The organism is Nocardiopsis ganjiahuensis DSM 45031 (assembly GCF_000341085.1).
In the GTDB taxonomy this organism is placed as follows: Bacteria; Actinomycetota; Actinomycetes; order Streptosporangiales; family Streptosporangiaceae; genus Nocardiopsis; species Nocardiopsis ganjiahuensis.
In genome coordinates this window covers 187,894-209,044 of the sequence record NZ_ANBA01000018.1, presented here as the reverse complement: position 1 = coordinate 209,044, position 21,151 = coordinate 187,894, and the positions used below count along the sequence as shown (strand labels likewise).

General features: G+C 71.3%; 19 protein-coding genes. 1 reads left to right on the top strand and 18 read right to left on the bottom strand.

Annotated features, from left to right (window positions below):
* Positions 1-84: 84 nt before the first annotated feature.
* Together D458_RS0125615 and D458_RS34260 are read right to left on the bottom strand one after the other, a co-directional pair.
* A complete protein-coding gene (locus D458_RS0125615) occupies positions 85-948 on the bottom strand; it encodes an SDR family NAD(P)-dependent oxidoreductase (RefSeq protein WP_017589570.1) in 864 nt (287 codons plus the stop codon).
* Positions 945-2,321, bottom strand: coding sequence for a flavin-containing monooxygenase (locus tag D458_RS34260; protein ID WP_017589569.1), 1,377 nt, complete (start codon positions 2,319-2,321; stop codon positions 945-947). Before D458_RS34260 ends, D458_RS0125615 begins: the two co-directional genes overlap by 4 nt.
* Before the next feature lie 127 nt (positions 2,322-2,448).
* Here D458_RS34260 and D458_RS0125605 point away from each other — a divergent pair, with 127 nt between their 5' ends.
* Positions 2,449-3,570, top strand: a complete 1,122-nt coding sequence (locus tag D458_RS0125605) for a helix-turn-helix domain-containing protein (protein ID WP_017589568.1) — start codon at positions 2,449-2,451, stop codon at positions 3,568-3,570.
* 220 nt (positions 3,571-3,790) lie between these two features.
* On the opposite strand, the gene dprA is transcribed toward D458_RS0125605, so the two are convergent.
* The 16 genes from dprA to D458_RS0125525 all read right to left on the bottom strand — a co-directional run bounded on the left by dprA (position 3,791) and on the right by D458_RS0125525 (position 20,614).
* Positions 3,791-4,939, bottom strand: a complete 1,149-nt coding sequence (gene dprA / locus D458_RS0125600) for a DNA-processing protein DprA (RefSeq protein ID WP_017589567.1) — start codon at positions 4,937-4,939, stop codon at positions 3,791-3,793.
* Between the two features lie 207 nt (positions 4,940-5,146).
* Complete coding sequence (locus D458_RS0125595; protein ID WP_017589566.1) at positions 5,147-6,670, bottom strand: YifB family Mg chelatase-like AAA ATPase; 1,524 nt, start codon at positions 6,668-6,670, stop codon at positions 5,147-5,149.
* The gene (locus D458_RS0125590; RefSeq protein WP_017589565.1) at positions 6,670-7,041 is read right to left on the bottom strand and encodes a YraN family protein; all 372 of its coding nucleotides are present in this window, start codon (positions 7,039-7,041) and stop codon (positions 6,670-6,672) included. The genes D458_RS0125595 and D458_RS0125590 overlap by 1 nt, the downstream gene beginning before the upstream one ends.
* A 300-nt stretch (positions 7,042-7,341) precedes the next feature.
* Positions 7,342-7,674 (bottom strand): DUF2469 domain-containing protein, encoded by a 333-nt coding sequence (locus tag D458_RS0125585; RefSeq protein ID WP_017589564.1) that lies wholly within the window; start codon positions 7,672-7,674, stop codon positions 7,342-7,344.
* 249 nt (positions 7,675-7,923) lie between these two features.
* Positions 7,924-8,796: a signal peptidase I gene (gene lepB / locus D458_RS0125580; RefSeq protein ID WP_026119680.1), complete on the bottom strand. Its 873-nt coding sequence runs from the start codon at positions 8,794-8,796 to the stop codon at positions 7,924-7,926.
* A gap of 62 nt (positions 8,797-8,858) precedes the next feature.
* Positions 8,859-9,218 (bottom strand): 50S ribosomal protein L19, encoded by a 360-nt coding sequence (rplS, locus tag D458_RS0125575; RefSeq protein ID WP_017589562.1) that lies wholly within the window; start codon positions 9,216-9,218, stop codon positions 8,859-8,861.
* Positions 9,219-9,490: 272 nt separating this feature from the next.
* Positions 9,491-10,288: a tRNA (guanosine(37)-N1)-methyltransferase TrmD gene (trmD, locus tag D458_RS0125570; protein WP_017589561.1), complete on the bottom strand. Its 798-nt coding sequence runs from the start codon at positions 10,286-10,288 to the stop codon at positions 9,491-9,493.
* Positions 10,289-10,299: 11 nt separating this feature from the next.
* Positions 10,300-10,818 carry a ribosome maturation factor RimM gene (gene rimM, locus D458_RS0125565; RefSeq protein WP_017589560.1) on the bottom strand — a complete coding sequence of 173 codons (519 nt, stop codon included), beginning with the start codon at positions 10,816-10,818 and terminating at the stop codon, positions 10,300-10,302.
* Positions 10,819-11,029: 211 nt separating this feature from the next.
* Positions 11,030-11,272, bottom strand: a complete 243-nt coding sequence (locus tag D458_RS0125560; RefSeq protein ID WP_017580734.1) for an RNA-binding protein — start codon at positions 11,270-11,272, stop codon at positions 11,030-11,032.
* 2 nt (positions 11,273-11,274) lie between these two features.
* Complete coding sequence (rpsP, locus tag D458_RS0125555) at positions 11,275-11,730, bottom strand: 30S ribosomal protein S16 (protein WP_026119679.1); 456 nt, start codon at positions 11,728-11,730, stop codon at positions 11,275-11,277.
* Positions 11,731-11,998: 268 nt separating this feature from the next.
* On the bottom strand, positions 11,999-13,603 hold the full coding sequence (gene ffh / locus D458_RS0125550) for a signal recognition particle protein (RefSeq protein ID WP_017589558.1): 1,605 nt from the start codon (positions 13,601-13,603) through the stop codon (positions 11,999-12,001).
* A 184-nt stretch (positions 13,604-13,787) separates the two neighbouring features.
* The gene (locus D458_RS0125545; RefSeq protein WP_026119678.1) at positions 13,788-15,029 is read right to left on the bottom strand and encodes a hypothetical protein; all 1,242 of its coding nucleotides are present in this window, start codon (positions 15,027-15,029) and stop codon (positions 13,788-13,790) included.
* A gap of 394 nt (positions 15,030-15,423) precedes the next feature.
* On the bottom strand, positions 15,424-16,767 hold the full coding sequence (locus tag D458_RS0125540; protein WP_017589556.1) for an ammonium transporter: 1,344 nt from the start codon (positions 16,765-16,767) through the stop codon (positions 15,424-15,426).
* A 473-nt stretch (positions 16,768-17,240) separates the two neighbouring features.
* Positions 17,241-18,431, bottom strand: coding sequence for a signal recognition particle-docking protein FtsY (gene ftsY / locus D458_RS0125535; protein ID WP_017589555.1), 1,191 nt, complete (start codon positions 18,429-18,431; stop codon positions 17,241-17,243).
* Between the two features lie 88 nt (positions 18,432-18,519).
* Complete coding sequence (locus tag D458_RS0125530) at positions 18,520-19,551, bottom strand: FecCD family ABC transporter permease (protein WP_017589554.1); 1,032 nt, start codon at positions 19,549-19,551, stop codon at positions 18,520-18,522.
* 61 nt (positions 19,552-19,612) lie between these two features.
* On the bottom strand, positions 19,613-20,614 hold the full coding sequence (locus tag D458_RS0125525; RefSeq protein WP_017589553.1) for an ABC transporter substrate-binding protein: 1,002 nt from the start codon (positions 20,612-20,614) through the stop codon (positions 19,613-19,615).
* Between the last annotated feature and the right edge of the window lie 537 nt (positions 20,615-21,151).

The following is a 21,151-nucleotide window of genomic DNA, read 5'->3' as shown; positions in this document are numbered from 1 at the left end:
CCAGACCTCGGTCCGGGTATCCCTTGGGCGGTACCGCACCCGCGCCCCTTCCACACCGGTGCGTGTGCCTTTCCGGTCCGCGGCTCACTCCCGGTCCCGCTCCCGCTCCACCAGCCCTGCGGCCAGCGGAGCACCGTCGAACACCCCCGCTCTGACCCGTCCGGCCAGGGTGCGCGCCACGATCCGGTCGGTGACCGCCGGCAGGTGGCGGGCGAGGAGGAACTCCACCGTGCCCTTCCTCGTGGTGGTGAGGTCGCGGCGCGGACGCCGGGCCAGAGCGGCCAGCAGCACGGTGTCCACGACCCCCTCCAGGGGTTCGTAGGCGCTCATCCCCTCCAGGGACAGCCCGGCCTCGGCGGTGGAGTCGTGGATGGGGCTGCGCACCGCCGACGGGTAGACGCAGGTGACGTGGGCGTGCCCGGCCAGCTCCAGGCGCAGCGCGTCCGCGTAGGCGACCAGCGCCCGTTTGGAGGCTCCGTAGGCGGCGGCCAGCGGCAGCTGCATGACGGCCATCCGGGAGGAGACCATCACGACGCGCCCCCGCGAACGGACCAGGAAGCGCACACAGGCCGCGGAGACCCGCCAGGCACCGAGCAGGTTGATCTCCAACTGGCGCCGCGCCTCCTCGCCCGGGGGCAGTTCCGCCGGGGCCGGTCCGCCGATCCCGGCGTTGTTGACCAGCAGGTCCAGTCCGCCGAGCCGGTCGATCGCGGCCGCGACCTTGGCGGTGACGTCGACGTCGTCGGTGATGTCGCAGGCCAGGACCTCGACGGGGTCGTCCTCGCGCGGCCGCAGGTCCAGTCCGACCACGTGGGCGCCCAGGTCCCGCAGGCGCGCGCAGAGCTCACGGCCGAAGGTCCCGGAGGCCCCGGTGACGACGACCCGCATCCGGGTGGCGTCCCGGCGTCCGCCGGCGATGACCTCCCTCAGCAGTCGGGGGGTGCTCATACTGCGTTCTCCTTGTCCCGGCGGGAGCCGGTCCCGGCCGTGGGGTTCGCGGCCCGCCTGGCCCCCGCAGCGGTTTCGCGGGGCAGGTCGGCGACGTACCGGTCGAAGTCCACCCGCATCATCGGACGTTTGTCAGGCCCCCACCGACGGACGGCGGCGCGGTGGGCGCGCCCGACCGCGGCGCGCTGCCGCTCCGGGGAGGGCAGCGCGTAGGCGCCGGACAGGTACGCGGCGGCCAGCTTGGCCTGGGCCTCCACCACGGGGAACGCGGCGCCGGTGGACTGCATGAGGCCCACGAAGAGCAGGCTCGGGTCGTCCAGGTGGAACACCCGTTTGTACAGCGGCATCGCCTCGGGGTCCGGGCCCAGCCAGCGCTCGGACAGGAACGGGATGCTCACCCGGTAGCCGGTGGCCCACACGATCGTGTCCACCCGGTCGGAACCGCCGTCCGTGAAGTGCACCCGGTCGCCGTCGAGGCGCTCGATCCCCGGTCGGACGACCACTTCGCCGTGGGTGAGCCGGTGGTGGACGGTGTCGCTGATGGTGGGGTGGTTCTGGAACAGGCCGCCGGAGGGCGCGGGCAGCCCGTAGCGCTCGGGGCCGCCCACGGCCAGCCCGAGCATGGTCTGGGCGATCCACTGGCGCAACCGCCACGGCAGCGCGGCCAGGGCTCCCCCGGTGGCGTCCGAGGGGCGGCCGAACAGGTACTTGGGCACGATGTGCACCCCGTGCCGGGCGGAGAGCAGGACGGGCCCGCGCGAGACGTACGACGCGTCCACGGCGATGTCCATGGCGGAGTTGCCCGTGCCCACCACCAGGACCCGGCGGTCCCGGAAGACCTCGGCCACGCGGTACTCGTGCGCATGGACCTGTTCGCCGGTGAAGGTACCCGGATATCCGGGGTCCGGCCAGCGGGGGTCCCAGTTGTGGCCGTTGGCGACCACCACCGCGTCGAAACGTTCGGTGTCCCCCTCGTCGGTGGTGACGGCCCACACCGCCTCCCCCGGCGCCTGCCCTCCCGGTTCCTCCCGTTCCACCGCCACCACGGAGGTGTCGTAACGGACGTACCGGTCGAGGTCGAAGAACCGGGCGTAGTCGGCCAGGTAGCCCGCCACGAGCTCGGCCGACGGGTAGTCCGGCCACTCCCCCGGCATCGGGAGGTCCGCGAACTCCGTGCGCCCCTTGCTGGTGTTCAGGTGCAGGGAGGCGTAGGCGGCGGACCTGCCGCTGCTGTTGTCGCGGTCCCAGAGGCCGCCGGGCCGGTCACCGCTCTCGTAGCCGACCGCTTCCGCCCCGACCTCGGAGAGGGCCTTGAGCGCGGCGAGCCCCGCCGCACCGGCTCCGATCACCGCGACACGGGGTGGGTGGTCCATGGGGGGCTCCATCGGTTGTCGTGGGGAACACCAAGCGTAGGAGCGCAGAGCCCCTGGAGAGCTGTGCCCGGCCCTTGTCTTGGCGCCCCGGATTGTGCCCGGTCACAACCCGGAGCATCATGGGGGCGTGCATCCCCCCGACGGCTGGTCCCGCCTCGTCGACCTGGTCGAGCGGGTCGTGAGCGAGGACGACCTGCTCTCCTCCGTGGTGGCCGGGGCCCGGGCCGCGGTCGACGAGGTCGCCGTCCTGCCGCCCGCGGACATGACCGGGCACACCCGGGCCCTGATGGCCGCTGCCATCCGCGCGGTGACCGCCCGGCGCGGCCCCACCGAGGCGGAGCTGTCGTTCGTCGAGGAACTCGCCGTGGTCCGGGCCGGGCAGGGGGTCCCGGTGGAGGCCGTCCTCGCCGCCATCCACGTCTCCGAACGCGCCATCTGGTCCCGGGTCCGGGCCGCGGCCGCCGCGGAGGGTGTGGGAGCCGAACCCCTGCTGGACGCCCGTGAGCTCTACGGCGACTGGGCCGACGCGGTCCGCTCCCGGCTCATCACCGCGCACCGGACCACCCGCGCCGACCTCGTCCGTACCGCCGACCACACCTCCGTCCTGGTCCGCCGTCTGCTGGAGGGCGGTTCGGCCGCCGCGCTCGCCGCGACCGAGGCCCGTCTGCCCGCGGAGGGGCTGTGGGTCACGGTCCGCCGCGAGCCGCTCCCCCACCCGAGCCGGGCCCGGAGCCGCCGCGTCGAGGGGGCCGGAGCGGCCCCGCTCTCCGCCGTGATCGACGGCCTGGAGGTGTGGATCGGCGGCCGTGAACCCCGTGCCCGGTCCAGGTGGCCCGTCGGGGCCGCCGGACCGGCCGGCCCCGGGGACCTCGCGACCCTGCGCGACCAGGCCGTGGCCGCACTGACCGCTGCCGAGGCCACCGGCCGCTCCGGCCTCGTGCACATCGCCGACGTCGCCGCTCTGGCCGCCGTCGTGGAACGCCCGGACCTGGCCGCCGCCCTGCTGGAGCACCACCGCACCGCGTGGGACTCCCTCGGACCGGGCGCCGAACCGGTGGCCTTGGCCGTACGCGCCTGGTTCGAGGAGGACCGGGACGCCGCGCGCGCCGCGAACCGCCTGTTCGTGCACCCCAACACGGTGCGCAACCGGATCCAGCGCTTCACCGAGGCCACCGGCATCGACCCCGCCACCCCGCTGGGCGCGGTGAACGCCTGGTGGCTCGCTCGCAGCTGGCTCGAAAGACCCTGATTGTCTGGCCGGCGCTGGCTCGAAAAGCCCTGATTGTCTGGCCGGCGCTGGCTCGAAAGACCCTGAAAACACGGCCGACGCCGACTCATCCGTCCCTGAACCCTCCTCCCGGTGCGGGCGCGGTCTTCCCCATCCGCCCGACGCCCCCCTTCCACCACGACGACCGGTCTCCCCCGGCAGCGCGGCGCCCCTCCCCGCGGCAGGCGGGCAACCGGTCGGTTCAGCGCACGGACCTGCCCTTGGGACGGCGGGCGGGGCGGCGCCATCCTGCGGCGCAGCGTTCCACCAGTCCGGCGGCGGCGAGCATCCCCAGCGCCCGCATCGTGCTCTCCATGTTCCCGGTGCTGTTCGCCGCCACGGTGGCCGGACCCACTCCCTGGCGGGTGACCGCCGCGAGCACCTGAGCGGTGCCCCGGTCCAGGTCCGCCGGGACCTCCAGGGGTCCCGTCTCCTCGGGGTCGGCCTCGCCCAACGGCACGATCAGCTCCACCACCTCGTCCGCGCGGGTGACGCAGGTCGCCCGGCCCTCGCGGAGGAGGCGGTGACATCCCACCGACATCAGCGAGGTCACCGGGCCGGGTACCGCCATCAGCACCCGGTTCAGGTCCGTGGCGTGGGTGGCGGTGTTCAGGGCCCCGCTGCGCCTGCCCGCCTCCACCACCACCGTGCCGGGGGTGAGGGCGGCGATCAGCCGGTTGCGGACCAGGAAGTCCGGGTTGCGCGGCGTGTGTCCCAACGGCCACTCGCTGACCAGCACCCCCTTGGCCACCAGGTCCGCGAACAGCCCCGCGTGCCCGCGCGGGTAGTCCACGTCCAGGCCGCAGGCCAGCACCACCACGGTGCTCCCCGCCGCGTGGGCCGCCCGGTGCGCTGCCCCGTCGATCCCGTAGGCCCCGCCGGAGACCACCGTGAAGGAGCGGCCGGCCAGGTCGTAGGAGAGCTCCGAGGCCACGTGCAGCCCGTAGGAGGTGGCGGTACGCGAACCCACCACCGACACCGATCGCAGGCAGAGGTTGCGCAGGTCGCCCCGGCCCCGTACCCAGAGTCCGTAGCAGAGCCGCCCGCCGGGGAGCTCGTCGAGCCGCCCGGGCCACTCCGGGTCGCCCGGGGCGACGAACCGCACCCCGGCCTCCGCCGAGGTGTCGAGCAACCGGTCCGGGGCCACCTCCCCGGAGCGTTCGGCCCACCTCCGCCACTGCCGGAGCAGGCCCTCCGAGAGCGTCCGCCCACCCGTCGGCGGCGGCGCCCCCGACACCAGGGCCTCCCACACCGGCGCCGCCCCCAGCCGGGCCACCATCTTCCCCAGCCACTGGTCGCTCGGCGGCGCCACCGCCGTCAGCCCGACCCGCGCCCGTACCTCGTCCTCCACCCGTCCTCCCCGCCGTCCCGTCCCACCGAACCCACTCCCGAACCCGCCGCACGCGTTCGCCTCTCCGCCCGGCCGCCCCTCCGGCACTCGGCCGACCCGCCGTTCTCGACGACCCCGCCCTCCGGTCTCCGGCCGCCTTCCCGACACACCGCCCGCCAGGCGCCGACGCCGCCGCGGGCACCGCGGCACCCCACGTATCCACCGCCGTCACCACGCCCTTCCGGACCACAGGGCGTAGGCGTAGGCGGTGTCCTCCTCACCCGGGCGGTCCCGGCCCGCGAGGTCGGCCAGGGTCCAGGCCACCCGCAGGGCGCGGTCCACGCCGCGTGCGCTGATCTGTCCCCGGTCCATCGCCCGGCCCAGCACCCGCAGCGCCGCCTGTTCCACCGGGAAGTCCCTGCGCAGCCGGGCCCCGGGAATGGCCGCGTTGGTGTTCCACGGGGTGTGCTCCAGTCGTTCCCGTGCCCGGTCGCGGGCCTGCGCCACCCGGGCGGCCACCGTCTCCGAGGACTCGGCGAAGGCCCGGTCGGCCAGCAGTTCGGCCCGGGCCACCGGTTGGAGCTCCACCTTGAGGTCGATCCGGTCCAGCAGGGGTCCGGACAGCCGGGAGAAGTACCGGCGCCGCTCGCCGGCCGGGCAGGTGCAGAGGTTGCCCGGTTTGGCGCAGGGGCAGGGGTTGGCCGCCATCACCAGCTGGAACCGGGCGGGGAAGGCCACCGTGGAGGAGGCCCGGGCGATCACCACCTCACCGCGCTCCAGGGGTTCGCGCAGTGAGTCCAGCACCCCGCGGCCGAACTGCGGGGCCTCGTCGACGAACAGGATGCCGTGGTGGGCCTTGGACACCCATCCCGGCTGCGGGTTCCCGTGGCCGCCCCCGATGATCGAGGCCCGGCTGGAGGTGTGGTGCGGTGCGGCGAAGGGCGGCACGGTGACCAGCGGGGCGCCGGGCGGGAGCAGTCCGGCCACCGAGTGGATCGCGGTGGCCTCCAGCGCCTCGGCCGGGGAGAGCGCGGGCAGCACCGTGGGCAGGCGCTCGGCCAACAGGCTCTTCCCGGTACCCGGCGGGCCGAGCATCATCAGGTTGTGGCCGCCCGCGGCGGCGATCTCCACCGCCCGCCGTGCCACCGGCTGTCCCAGCACGTCGGCGAGGTCGGGGCCTCGATCCGTCGGCGCCGCGGCCGCCGGGTCCGGCTCCTGGTCGGGAGGCCGCGGCACCTCCGCCCCGCGCAGCCAGTCGCACAGCTGAGCGAGGTCGGCGACCGCCGTGACCTCCACGTCGGGGACCAGGCGGGCCTCGGCCGCGTTGCCCGCGGCCACCACGAACCGTTTGAACCCCTGTTCGGCGGCGGAGACGATGGCGGGCAGCACCCCGCGCACGGGGCGCGCCCGGCCGTCCAGGCCGAGTTCGGCGATGAGCACGCTGTCGGCCAGCCGGTCCACGGGCACCTCACCGGCGGCGGACAGGACCGCGCCCGCGATGGCCAGGTCGAACAGGCTGCCGGACTTGGGCAGGCTGGCCGGGGACAGGCTGATGGTGATCTGCCCGCTGGGCCAGCTCTCGGAGCTGTTGGCCACGGCCGCGCGGATCCGGTCGCGGGCCTCGCGCAGGGCGGCGTCGGGCAGCCCCACCAGGGTGACCCCGGGGTCACCGCCGCCCAGGTGCACCTCCACCTCGACGATGTGCCCCTGCACGCCCAGCAGGGTGACGCAGTAGGTACGGGAGAGCGACATCAGGCCATCCCCCGTTCGTGGGAGACGAACACCCGGCCGCCGGTGACCAGTACGCAGACCCCGTCGATCCGCAGCGGGGACCGCGGGCAGCGGTGCCGCTCCGCCCAGCGGCGGCCCAGTCCGCGCAGGCGGCGCCGCTTGCGCGCGGTGATGGCCTCCACCGGATGGCCGTGCCGCAGCGAGGTGCGGGTCTTGACCTCGGCCACGACCAGGACCGGACCGTCCCTGGCCACGATGTCGATCTCCCCGGACCCGCCGGGCGCCCGCCAGTTGCGGGCCACCACCCGCATCCCGGCCCGTTCCAGGTACGCCGCCGCGAGCTCCTCGCCGCGGCGTCCCAGCTTCCCTCGGTACTCGGCCCACCGATCCACCGGCGACCACCTCCCGTTTCAACGGTCGGTGATCGGCCCCCGGCGCACCAGGGGTCAGTTTTTCCTGTGGATAACTCCCCCGGCCCCCCTGCGTCCTCCCCCGGCCCCACTTCCTGAGGACGGCTCCCGGCGCCGGGCATGCCGAAGGGCGGCCCATCCCCGGGACGAGTTCACGTCCGTGGCTCGGGGAGGGCCGCCCCGGTCAGCTTTTCGGTTGAGGGGTGACATGGTCCGACAACGGGTGGCGACAGGGATCCGTGCCGTCCCGCGCGTCTTCGGACGGTCGTCCCGACCGTCCGGTCAGTCCGTGGGCGGGCCGCCGTCGGTCGGGGGCATCTCGAGATCGGACTTGGTGATCTCCTCGACGTTCACGTCCTTGAACGTCACCACACGTACGTTGCGCACGAAGCGGGCGGGACGGTACATGTCCCAGACCCACGCGTCCTCCATCACGACCTCGAAGTACATCTCCCCGTTCTCGGTCGAGCGGGGCTGTAGGTCCACGTGGTTGGTGAGGTAGAAACGCCGCTCGGTCTCCACCACGTAGCCGAACAGGCCGACGACGTCGCGGTACTCGCGATAGAGCTGGAGCTCCATCTCGGCCTCGTACTTCTCCAGGTCCTCAGAACTCATGTGCGCGCTCGCTTTCGTCAGCACTCTCCGGTCGTGGTGTGCCGGTTCCCCTCACGTGGACACCGTGGCCACCCGGCTTGTTCCCGCCGGAGACCGGTGCCGCGCGTTCGGAGAACGCCGATACGATCCGAGATCCATCATGCGTCACGGAACGGGCTTTTGCGCCCCGTCGAGCGTATTTCCTTCGACGAATCGGTCACCCGCCTCAAACGCACCACGGTGACCTGCGCAAACGCATCGTGTCCCGGATCAGTCGGCCTCGTTCAGTTCGTCGAAGGTCGCGGGGATGCTCAGCGTTCCGGCCTGGCTGAACGGCCAGATGATGACGAAGGCCCGGCCCACGACATGGTCGAGGGGCACGGCGCCGCCACCGGGGTTGTTCTGGTTCCGCCGGGAGTCGTGGGAGATGGCCCGGTGGTCGCCCATCAGCCACACGTGCTCCTCCGGCACCTCGATGGGGCCGAACTCGGTGTGGCTCTCGACGCTCCCCGGGTACAGGTAGGCCTCCTCGTCGAGGGGCACCCCGTTGACCAGGACGCGGTTCTGGTCGTCACAGCACTCCACGGTGTCACCCGGCAGGCCGATGACCCGCTTGATGTACTCCTTGCCCGTGGGCGCCGCGCCCAGCTGCTGCTGCACCCAGGTGAAGCCGTTGCTGATCGGGTTGGTCGACTCCGGCGGCTGCACGACGGTCGGGTCGTCCCACGACCCGTCGCCGCTGAAGACGACGACCTCACCGCGCTCGAGCTCGCGGACCTGGTAGACCACCTTGTTCACCAGGACCCGGTCGTCGACGAGCAGGGTGTTCTCCATCGACCCCGAGGGGATGTAGAACGCCTGCATCACCCAGGTCCTGATCACGAACGCCAGGACCAGGGCGATCACGATCAGAATGGGGAGTTCCTTCCAGAACGACCCCTTCTTGTCACTGCTCTGGGACTTGCTCATGTCGGCGTCCGCCCTCTCCTCCGGCTCCTGGCCAGCGGCATCGGATACACCACTGGCTCCCAGACGCTCATGCGTCTGGGAGCCAGTGGCGGAGCTCTGCTCCTCCGGGCCAGGCCGGGCGGAATCCTCGTCCTGGACCCCGTCCGAGCCGAGGTCCTTCTCGTCTTTGCTCATCGGCCGAAAGCCTATACCGCCACCTGGTGGGGCGGCGCGGTTCCGGCCGGATCAGGCAAGACCTACTTGGAGATGGGCTCGCGGCGCTCGCGGATGCGGGCAGCCTTGCCGCGCAGGTCGCGCAGGTAGTACAGCTTGGCGCGACGCACGCGACCGCGGGCGGCGACCTCGTACTTCTCGATGGCCGGGGTGTGGATGGGGAACGTACGCTCCACACCCACGCCGTAGCTCACCTTGCGGATGGTGAAGGTCTCGCGGTTGCCCGAGCCCTGGCGGCGGATGACAACGCCCTTGAAGACCTGGACACGGGTGCGGGTGCCCTCGGTCACGCGGACGTGAACGTTGAGGGTGTCGCCCGGGCGGAACTCCGGAACGTCGGTGCGAAGCTGAGCCTTCTCAAGCTCCTGAATGGCGGTGTGCATCTCGCGAATCCTCATCAATAGCGCGCCGCGTCCTGCTCCCCGGCTGCTCCGAGGAGGGGGTGCGCGGGCGAGGCCCTGTTGGGTCTGAACAGTCGAACCACCCGGTGACCAACACAGAGGCCGACGTCGTACCGCCGGCATGCGGATGCCTTGGGGTCACCAGGGGGGAACCCACCCAGTTTGCCACACGATCTCCGCCGCCCCGAACCGGTCGTTCGGCACACTCCGGACCGGTTGCCCGGCGGTTGCGGCCGGAGCGCCGCCCGGCCCGGTCACGCCTCCTGGACCGCCTCCTGGGTCGGCTCCTCGGCCGGTTCCTCGGCCGGTTCCTCGGCGAGGACCTCGCGGTCACGCTTGTCGAAACCGTCGGCGGGGGTGGCCTCGATCAGGTCGGGGCGGTTGCGTGCGGTCTTGCGCAGTGCCTGGTCGCGGCGCCAGCGGTCGACGGCTCCGTGGTTCCCGGAGAGCAGGACCGGGGGCACCTCCTGGCCGCGCCACGTACCGGGCTTGGTGTACACCGGCCCCTCCACCAGGTGTTCCATACCGCCGGAGGCGAAGGAGTCCTGGACGTGCGACTCCCGGTTGCCGAGCACCCCGGGCAGCAGCCGGGTGATCGCCTCCACCATCACCAGCGTCGCGGACTCGCCCCCGTTGAGGACGTAGTCACCGATGCTGATCTCCTCGACCGGCATCCGCAGGGCGGCGTCGACGGCGACCCGGGAGTCGATGCCCTCGTAGCGACCGCACCCGAAGACCAGGTTCTCCTCCCCCGCCAGCCGTTCGGCGTCGGCCTGGGTGAAGGGGCGCCCGCTCGGCGTCGGCAGGATCAGCCGGGTGGGCCGCTCCGCGACGACCTCGTCGAGGGCCTCGCCCCACGGCTCGGGCTTCATCACCATGCCGGGACCACCGCCGTAGGGGGTGTCGTCGACGGTGTTGTGCCGGTCGTGGGTCCATTCGCGCAGGTCGTGGACGCGCACGTCGAGCAGGCCCGCCTCGCGCGCCTTACCGATCAACGACAGCTCCAGGGGAGCGAAGTAGTCGGGGAAGATGCTGATGATGTCGATGCGCACTGCGTACTCGTTCAGTCGGTGTTCTGGAGGTCGAGCAGGCCGGGCGGCGGGTCGAGCACGATCCGGCCGCCGGCCACGTCGACCTCGGGGACCAGGGCGGCGACGAACGGCACCAGGATCTCGTGTCCGGCCTCGCCCGTGATGACGAGGACGTCCTGGGCGTGGTGGAGGACGTCCTCGACGGCGCCCACCGTCTCACCCTCGGTGGTCACGGCGGTCAGGCCGATCAGTTCGTGGTCGTGGAACTCGTCGGGGTCGTCCAGGGGGGCGATGTCCTCGGAGTCCACCATCAGGAGGGTGCCGCGGAGTGTCTCGGCGGCGTCGCGGTCGGCCATGCCCTCGAAACGGATGAGCAGCCTGCCGCTGTGGCGCCGGATCGAGGCGATCTTCAGCGGGCCGACCTGGGCCGGGTCCGTCCGGAGTTCGGCGCCGACCGTGAACCGGGCCTCGGGGTCGTCGGTGCGCACGTCGACGGCGACGTCACCGCGGATACCGTGCGCGCGGCCGATCCGGCCCACCACGAGTCGCATGAGTGCTTTCCTTCGGTTGTTTCCGGGTGTCCCGGGTCTTCCCGGGCGGCCGGGGTCGTCACCGGGCCTGCTCTGTCGGGGGGCAGCCCCCTGGAAGACCGGCCCCGAGGAGGTCGGTCCCCGGGGAAGGGTGTGCCCGGGGCCGTTCGCACGGTCCCCGGGCACGAGAGCGGGGCGCCGACCGTCAGCGGTCGGCGCCCCAAGAGGCGCGTCAGCGCACTTCGTTCAGGTCCAACAGGTCCACACGGACGTAACGGCCGCCGGCGAGAGAGCCGACGACGGTCCGCAGTGCCTTGGCGGTCCGGCCGTTGCGGCCGATGACCTTGCCAAGGTCGTCTGGGTGGACCCGGACCTCCAGAACCTTGCCCTTGCGGAGCCGCTTGGCTCTCACCTGGACGTCGTCGGAGTTCGCAACGATCCCCTTCACGAGGTGCTCAAGCGCCTCTTCCAGCACGATTAGGCCTCGCCCTCGGACTTCTTCTCAGCCTCGGCGGTCTCGGCGGGCTTGTCGGCCGCCTTCTCCGTCTTCTTCTCGGCCTTCTTGGCCTTCTTCTCCTGGCCGGGGAGCACGAGCTCCTTCAGCGCGGCCTGGAAGGCGGCTTCCTGGGCCTCGGGGTCCTTGGCCTCGGCGACCTGGAGCGGAGCCGGGGCGGCGAGGCCCTTGAACTTCTGCCAGTCACCGGTCTTGCGCAGGAGGACCTTCACCGCGTCGGACGGCTGGGCGCCCACGGACAGCCAGTACTGGGCCCGCTCGGAGTCGATCTCGATGAGACTCGGGTGCTCCTTGGGGTGGTACTTGCCGATCTCCTCGATCGCCTTGCCGTCACGCTTGTTGCGGGCGTCGGCGACGATGACACGGTACTGGGGCGTACGGATCTTGCCCATACGCTTGAGCTTCAGTTTGACAGCCACTGGAGTGGTCTTCTCCCGAATAACGGTGTTAGGCGCCTGACAGGCTACCCACGTGGGGTTGTGGAACCCGTCGAGGCAGGACGTGGGTGGCGGGCTAGTTAGAGGGCCGGCCCGTCCACCGTTAGTCGACTACTCATTGTGCCAGACGCGGACGTGTTCCTTGGACAGGACACCGCAACGCGGCCGGACGTATCCGAGAACACGCACGGCCCGCCCGGGAAGTCCCGGTGCGGGCCGTGGTCGGTCTCACTGTTCCTCTTGCGAACCGCTACTTCTTCGGCAGCTTGAAGTTCGACAGGTCCGGCATGTTCGGACCGCCGAAGCCGGGCGGGAGGGTGGGCTGGCCACCGCCGCCGCCACCGAGGCCCGGGGGCAGCTGCGGCGGCTGCTGGGGGCCCTCCTCCTGACGCCGCTTGCGCTCGGCCTCGCGTTCGGCCTCCTGCTGGCGGGCCTTCATCGGGTTGCCGCTGCGCTGCTTGCCCTTCTTGGCCTTCTTGGCCTGGGCCTTGATCTTCTTCTTGTTGTTGCCGCCGCCCATGCCCGGCATACCGGGCATCCCCGGCATGCCGCCGCCGCTCTTCATCTTGCGCATCATCTTCTGCGCCTCGAAGAAACGGGTGACCAGGCCGTTGACGTCGCTGACCTGCGTGCCGGAACCGTTGGCGATGCGCAGGCGGCGGGAGCCGTTGATCATCTTGGGGTTGGCGCGCTCGGCCGGGGTCATCGACTGGATGACGGCCTGGATGCGGTCCAGGTCCTTGTCGTCGATGCCGTCGATCTGATCGCGCATCTGGCCCATGCCGGGCATCATGCCGAGCAGGTTGCCGATCGGACCGAGCTTGCGGACCATCGACATCTGCTGGAGGAAGTCGTCCAGCGTGAAGTCGTCGTCCGAGGCCATGGTCGAGGCCATCTTCTCGACCTCGTCCTCGTCGAACGTGCGCTGGGCCTGTTCGATGAGGGTGAGGACGTCACCCATGTCCAGGATGCGCGAGGCCATCCGGTCCGGGTGGAAGAGGTCGAAGTCCTCGAGTTTCTCGCCGGTGGAGGCGAACATGATCGGGCGGCCGGTGAGGTGCCGGATGGACAGGGCCGCACCACCGCGGGCGTCACCGTCGAGCTTGGTGAGCGCGACCGCGTCGTAGCCGACGCCGTCCAGGAAGGCCTGGGCGGTGTTGACCGCGTCCTGACCGATCATGGCGTCGACGACGAAGAGGATCTCGTCGGGGTCGACCGCGTCACGGATGTCCGCGGCCTGCTGCATCATCTCGGTGTCCACACCGAGGCGGCCCGCGGTGTCGATGATGACGACGTTGTGGTTGTTGCGCCGCGCGTGCTCGATGGACTCGCGTGCGACCTCCACGGGGTCGCCCACGCCGTTGCCCGGCTCGGGGGCGAACACGGGGGTGCCCGCGCGCTCACCGACCACCTGGAGCTGTGTGACGGCGTTGGGGCGCTGGAGGTCGGCCGCGACCAGCAGCGGGGTGTTGCGGTCGGCGGAGAGCCACTTGGCGAGCTTGCCCGCGAGGGTCGTCTTACCCGCACCCTGCAGACCCGCGAGCATGATCACGGTGGGCGGGTTCTTGGCGAAGCGGACCTGGCGGGTCTCGCCACCGAGGATCTGGACCAGTTCCTCGTTGACGATCTTGATGACCTGCTGCGCCGGGTTGAGGGCCTTGGAGACCTCTTCGCCGCGGGCGCGCTCCTTGATCCGCGAGATGAACTCGCGGACCACCGGCAGCGCGACGTCCGCCTCGAGCAGCGCGAGACGGATCTCCCGCGCGGTCGCGTTGATGTCCTCCTCGGACAGCCGCCCCTTGCCGCGCAGCGAGGAGAAGACCGATGTCAGCCGGTCGGAAAGCGTCTCGAACACGAGTTTGGCCAGTCCTTCGTCGTCGGAATTGACTTCCTAGCCTACCTCCCCGGTGAAACCCTGAACGATGTCCAGGCCCGGAGGTCAGGCGGGGCGGGGAAGAAGGGTCGGGGGCGGGGTCGGAGCGGAGTCGGGACAGGGAAGGGGCGGGGACCTGGGTCCCCGCCCCGGCTCTGTCCGAAGACTACTCGCCCTCGGTCTCGCCCTCGGTCTCGTCCTCGGTGCCCTCGTCGGTGGCGTCGGTGTCCTCGGCGCCCTCTTCGTCCTCGGAGTCGCCCGCCAGGGTGGCCTCGCGCTGTTCGGCGATGGCGGCGAGCATCTCCTCCTGCTGGTCGGAACTCAGCCCGAGGGTGGACAGCCGGGCCTCGCCCTGGATGTCCTCGTAGGTCTGCGGCTCGGAGGTGACGATGTTGTAGTTGGCGTCACAGGCGAGGTCGAGGGTGCCGCCCGCTTCGAGGGCTCCGTTGTCGGAGCACTCCTCGTCGCCGATCTCCTCCTGGCTGAAGGTGACGTCCATGCGGACCAGGACCGTCCCGCTGCCGGAGGCGCCCGCGTCGCGCACGGTGCCGGACCAGGTGCAGTGCGGGCCGTCGTCGCACTCCATCGCGGGCTGTCCGTCCCAGCTGACCTCGATGCGCGCGTCGCGGGAGCTCGTGAGCTCCTCCTCGGTCGTGGTGGCCAGGCTGGTGTACAGCTCCTCGGCGGCGGCATCGTCGACCGGGGCCAGGTCGAGGCGGACCTGGGGGCCGGTCTCGCCGCCCTCGGGGACCAGCTCCTCGATCTCGATGCGCAGGATCTGGCTGGTCTCGGCGTCGACCCACATCTGGTTGCGCTCGCCGTTGAGGTCGAGCTTGTAGGCGCGGGTGTCGTCGAGGTTCTCCTCGACCGCCTCGTCGCCCTCCAGACCGAGCTCCTCGAGGATCGCCGCGAGCGCGGGCGGGGCGAGCGTGTTCTGGGGGTTGATGCCCGCCTGGGCGGTGGAGGAGCGCACCCAGGTTCCGTCGAACTGGTCGCTGTCGGGGCCGAAGACCCCCTTGTCGAGCCAGAACTCCTCACCGGCGCGCAGGAAGATCTTGTTGTCCGCGGCGATCATCTCCGCCTCGACGCCGTTGGCGCGGACGGTTCCGTTGGACGCTCCGCCGTCGGCGACGGTCAGGGTGGTCTCCTGGACGTCTCCGCCGACGGTGGGGGCCACCTGCCCGTCCGCGGTGAGCGCGGGGTAGTCGGCCAGGGCGGTCAAGGCCTCCTCCAGCAGGGGTGCGGCGTCGACCGGTTCGGCGGTCTCCTCGGTGGGCTGCTCGTCTTCGGCGTCGCCACCGAAGCCGCAGCCGGCCAGTCCCAGAGCGGTGATCGTGCCCACCGCGGCGAGGGCGAGCCTTCCGCTCCTGCCGCCTCTGTGACCCCTGTTGCGAGTAACCGGCGCCATCTTGCCTCCTGACCCCGACCTGTGGGGTGCTGATACGAATGCGCGTGAAGTGTGAGTCGTCGGGAGGGTCCCGGGCGTTGTCACCGCCCTGCCTCTCCGCGACGTGAGACGCGGGCGCTGGCCTACCGGTTGCGTCCGGTGGGCCCGTGGTCGGCCCGTCCCGGAGCTCTTCGCCGTTCCCCCGAAACCGGGCCGGCTGTCGCACCGCCCCGAAAGGGTATCGAACACGGACACGGCTCACTGCCAACACCACTCCATGAACGGGTACATATGCGTGGAATTCGGGTCCCGGAGCAGGTGGAACACGGACGGGGCCGACGGGGATAATCCCCGTCGGCCCCTGGACCACCTCACCACGTCAGTGGTTCAAGGCCTGCGGCCTCGGCGTTGAGGACTAGGACTTGACCTGCGGTGAGGCCGTCTCCCCGCCCGGAGGCGTCGGCGAGGAGACCGCTTCCTCCTCCATCTCGTCGAGCTCGTCGAAGGCGTAGGCCGATTCGGCGTGCAGCTCGTGGTCGAGGCCGTTGGTCTCGACCTCCTCGGCGATGCGGAAGCCGATGAGGAGGTCGATGACCTTGGCGATGACCCAGGTGACGATGAAGGAGTAGACCATCACGCCGACGACGGAGATGACCTGCGCGGCGAGGAGACCGAAGCCGCCGCCGTAGAACAGGCCCGCGTCGCCGCCGCCGGGTACGGCGGAGGAGGCCATGAAGCCGAGGGCCAGGCAGCCGATGATGCCGCCGACCATGTGGATGCCCACGACGTCGAGGGCGTCGTCGTACTTGAACTTGAACTTCCAGCTGATCGCGTAGGCGCAGACCGCACCGGACAGGACACCGACGAGGATCGCTCCGACCGGGGTGACGTTGGCGGCCGCGGGCGTGATGGCGACCAGGCCGGCGATGGCGCCGGAGGCGAAGCCCAGCGCGCTGACCTTGCCGTAGCGGATGCGCTCGACGAGCATCCAGGCGGCGGTCGCGGCCGCGGTGGCGACCTGGGTGTTGACCAGGGCCAGGGCGGCGGTCTCGTTGGCCCCGTAGGCGGAGCCGGCGTTGAAGCCGAACCAGCCGAACCACAGGAGCGCGGCGCCCAGCAGGACGAACGGCAGGTTGTGCGGGCGCATCGACTCGGAGCCGAAGCCCTTGCGGCGGCCGAGCACGATGACCAGGGCCAGGGCAGCGGCGCCGGCGTTGATGTGGACCGCGGTGCCGCCGGCGAAGTCGATGACCTCGGGCAGCCCGGTCCACTCGCCCATGGTGGAGATCCAGCCTCCGCCCCAGACCCAGTGGGCGACGGGGAAGTAGACCAGCAGCGCCCAGACCGGGGCGAACAGCAGCCAGGCGCCGAACTTGGCGCGGTCGGCGATGGCGCCGCTGATCAGGGCCACGGTGATGACGGCGAACATCAGCTGGAAACCGGCGTCGACGAGCCACGGGTAGCCCCCGTCGGTTCCGTCGATGGGCTCGACCTCGGTCATGATGCTGCTCAGGCCGACGTAGTCGAAGCCGCCGATGAACATGTCGAGGGCGCCGTAGCCGGGAGCGTAGGTCAGCGAGTGGCCGACCAGGACCCAGAGGACGCTGACGATCGCGATGCTGCTGAAGCTCATGAGCATCATGTTGAGGACGCTCTTCGCCCGCGACATGCCTCCGTAGAAGAAGGCCAGGCCCGGGGTCATGAGCATCACCAGCGCGGCGCTCATCAGCAGCCACGCGGTGTTGCCGGTGTCGATCATTTCGTCGCCTCCATAGCACGGACGGGGGATTGTCTTGAAGGGCGGCAGTCAGCGAGCGCATCATCGGGCCCGGTGCGCTGGCCACGGCGTCCACTGTCCGGCGGGGGTGTTTCTCGTCTGGACCCGACATGTTGCGCGGGCGTAAAAGGACAGCCAGAAGTGTTAAGGCGTCATGAACGGATGGTGCAGGCCGCGCGAACGCCCATGCATCGGCACATGAGACCCACACCTCGTGAACACTCCGGAGTTATATGAGCACGCAAAGTGACATCTCACGCCGGTAACGAAGAGTGCGCCAGGTTCCCGTCCCCTGGTGTTTCACCGGGGTTGCGCCCGGATGAACCCGCCTCCGGAGCCCGTCGCACGGGGCGGCGCCCGACCGGACGGCGGTGCCCGGAAACGACAGCGGCCGGACACCCGGGTGCGGGTGTCCGGCCGCTGGGCCGTCGCGGGGGTCGCCGCGGGCTGCTCGGTCAGCCGAGGATGGCGTCCACGAAGACCTCGGGGTCGAAGGGCGCGAGGTCGTCCGGCCCCTCGCCGAGTCCGACGAGCTTGACCGGGACGCCCAGCTCGCGCTGGACCTGGACGATGATGCCGCCCTTGGCGGTGCCGTCGAGCTTGGTCAGGGCGATGCCGGTGACGTTGACGACCTCGGCGAACACGCGCGCCTGCCGGAGGCCGTTCTGGCCGGTGGTGGCGTCCAGGACGAGGAGGACCTCGTCGACCTGGGACTTCTTCTCCACCACCCGCTTGACCTTGCCCAGCTCGTCCATCAGGCCGGTCTTGGTGTGCAGGCGTCCGGCGGTGTCGATGATGACGGTGTCCGCACCGTCCTCGATACCCCGTGCGACGGCGTCGAAGGCCACGCTGGCGGGGTCGGCGCCCTCGTCCTTGCGCACGACCGGGGCGCCGACGCGGCTGCCCCAGGTCTGGAGCTGTTCGCTGGCGGCGGCGCGGAAGGTGTCCGCGGCGCCCAGGACGACGGTGCGGCCGTCACCGACCAGGACACGGGCGAGCTTGCCGGTGGTCGTGGTCTTGCCGGTGCCGTTGACGCCCACGATCATGATCACGGCCGGACGGTCGCCGTGCGGTTCGGTGCGCACGGTGCGGTCGGTGTCGGAGCCGAGCTGCTTGAGGAGCTCCTCGCGCAGCAGTGCGCGGACCTCCTCGGTGTCCCGGGTGCCGAGCACCTTGACCCGGGTGCGCAGGTTCTCGACGATCTGGGTGGCCGAGGTGACACCGATGTCGGCGGTGATCAGGGTGTCCTCGATCTCCTCCCAGGTGTCCTCGTCCAGGGTCTTGGCGGAGAGCAGGGTGAGCAGGCCCTGCCCGAAGGAGCTCTGCGAGCGGGCCAGTCGGGCGCGCAGGCGGACCATGCGACCGGCGGACGGGGGCGGGGTCTCGAGTTCGGGTTCGGCTGGTTCGGCGGGTGCCGGAGGGGCGGTGTCCTCCGCGGGAGGCGCGTGGGCGGGAGGCGTTCCCACCGCTCCCTCTTCCCGTTCTCGGTCCTCCTCCGGGGCGGCCTCCTTGGGCGCTCCGGTGACCTCGGGCTTGGTCTCCTCCTTACCCGGCGTGACCGAGCGTCGGGTCCTGACCAGGAAGAACCCGCCAACCGCCAGGAGGGCGACGACGACGATGAGGCTTACGAGCAAGGTGATGTCCATAGCGTGAACCAGTCTCCCAGAGTGTTCGACGCGTTCGCATCACGCCGCGGTGGCGTGCCGGGCACGACTGGGCGCGGTCGGCCCGGTGTCAGGTGCCCCGGTGGCGTGTGGTGCGCAGGATGAGCACGAAGAAGGGGGCGCCGAGGAACGCGGTGACCACCCCGATGGGCAGTTCCGCGGGGGCCACGACGGTGCGCGCCACGATGTCCACCGTCACGAGGAAGGCACCGCCCACCAGCACGGTGACGGGCAGGATCGCCCGGTAGTTCGAACCCACGAGGCGGCGCACGATGTGCGGGACGACGATGCCGACGAAGCCGATCAGCCCGCTCACGGAGACCGCGGCCGCGGTGGCCAGGGAGGCTGCCGCGATGACGACCATCCGCACCACGGCGGGGTTCAGGCCGAGGCTGACGGCCTTGTCGTCGCCCAGGGCGAGCATGTCCAGCAGGTAGCCGGAGAGCAGCAGGACGACGAGTCCGACGACCGCGTACGGCGCGATGAGGCGCACGTCGTCCCAGCCGCCGCGCCCGAGCCCGCCCAGCAGCCACGCGTAGATGCGCTGGAGCTGGTCGACGCCCATCTGCTGGACGAGGGTCTGCGCCGCGGAGAGGAAGGACGAGACGGCCACCCCGGCCAGGACCAGGGCGGCGGTGCCCCCTCCCCCGGCGGTGGAACCGAGCATGTAGGCGGCGGCCACCCCCATGAGGGCTCCGAAGAAGGCGGCCACGGGGACCAGGGCGCGCGGGTCGGCGGTCAGGTCCTGGCCGAAGACCATGACCATGGTGGCGCCCAGCCCGGCCCCGGCGGCGGCACCCAGGAGGAAGGGGTCGGCCAGCGGGTTGCGGAAGACGCCCTGGTAGGCGCCGCCCGCTGTGGCCAGGAGGGCGCCGACGACGGCTCCCATCACCACGCGGGGCAGGCGCAGTTCCATGAGGAGCGCCTCCTGCCGGTCGGTGAGCGGTGACTCCGCACCGAACGGCAGGAGGCTGAACAGGTGGCGGAGGATGTCCGCCGCGGAGATGGAGGCGGCGCCCGCGGAGATGCCGAAGACCCCGGCCACGAACAGTGCGACCGCACCGCCCAGGAGCCAGCCCAGCGGCACTCCGAAGCCCTTCACGCCCTGTTTCCCCCTCGCTGCGGGCCCTCACGGCCCCTGCCCCTGTTCCTGCCGGTCCCGACTACTGGTCGGCGGTCTCGCTGACCGCGTCGCCGACGGCCTGGGCGAAGTCGACCACGCGCGGTCCCCAGCGGGAGGCGATGTCGGCGTCGAGCAGGTGGACCGAGTCGGTCTCGACGGCGGAGACGGTGTCGAAGGCGGGGCGCTCGGTGACGGCCGTGACCGCGGCCTCGTCACCGTAGGAGAGGAAGATCAGGTCGGGGTTCTCCTCGACCACGAACTCGGCGGACAGCTGCGGGTAGCCGCCGCTCTCGTCGTCGTCGGCCCTGTCGGCGATGTTCACCAGGCCGAAGGCGTCGTAGATCTGGCCGACGAAGGTGCTGGAGGTCGCGGAGTACAGGGTCTCGTCGAGCTCCTGGTAGAAGCTCAGCTCGGTGTCCCCGAGCTCGGCGCAGGTGGAGTCGACGATCTCGTTGAACTCGTTCTCGACCCGGGTGGCCTCGGCGTCGGCCTCCTCGGTGTTGCCGGTGGCCTCGCCGAGCATGCGGATCTGGGCGTAGACGCCCTCGAGGTCGGCGGCGCCGCCCAGGACCAGGGTGGGGATGTCGACGGCGTCGAGCTGTTCGGCGGTGTCGATGGCGCTGTCCGAGAGGATCACGAGGTCGGGGTCGTACTCGCTGATCGCCTCGACGCTGGGCGTGAAGCCGCTGAGGTCCGTGGTGGGGGCCTCGTCCGGGTAGTTGGAGTACTCGTCGGCCGCCTCGACCCGCTCGCCCGCTCCGATGGCGAAGAGCGTCTCGGTGTTGCTCGGCGAGAGCGAGACGATGCGCTCGGGGGCCTCGTCGAGGGTGAGGTCCCCGGTTGCCCCGGTCACGGTGACGGGGAAGGACCCGTCGCCGATCGGCGCGCGGTCGGCCGCGGGTTCGGGGGCTCCGCACTCGACGGAGGCGGTGCCGGTCTCCTCCGCGGCGTCGGGCTCGGACTCGGGGCCGGTGGTGCCGCAGGCGGTGAGGGCGAGGGCGGTGCCCAGGAGTGCGACGGGCAGTTTACGGGCGATCCGCACGGTGCTCCTTCGGTGATCCGGGGAAGGGCACGGCCCGGTCGGGGACGGCCGGTCCTTCCCACGAGGACGGGGTACGTCGGGGCCGAAGAGGCGACCTGGCTCGTCCCCGTGCTCACACGCGGGGCTCCACAGTTGCGGGACAGCGCCGGGTTGGGCGGCCGGTTGCGGCCGCGGGACCGGACTTCGCTCGTTCGACACCGGTCGCGCCGCCTGGCGGCGGCACAACCACTCCACTGTACTGGGAGCCCCACCGGTCCCACGGGGCGCCTCCGCTCGTCCGGGGAGGGCGCGGGTCCCCGCTCCGACCTGGGGGTTCGGCGGTGCGGTCCGGGGTTCGGCGGCTTCTGGTGCCGGGTTTGCCGGGCGGGCTCTCCACTGAGTTTCTTACCAAAAGCGCTTTATGTCCACTTTATTGCCTTCTGAGACCTCAAGAGAAACGTGCGCCACTTAAATCCGCTACGTAGCCATATTGAGTCTGAATGAACATTGACACCTTTATCGCACACAGCAATGATCTCGTTGCTATGCGCGCCGATT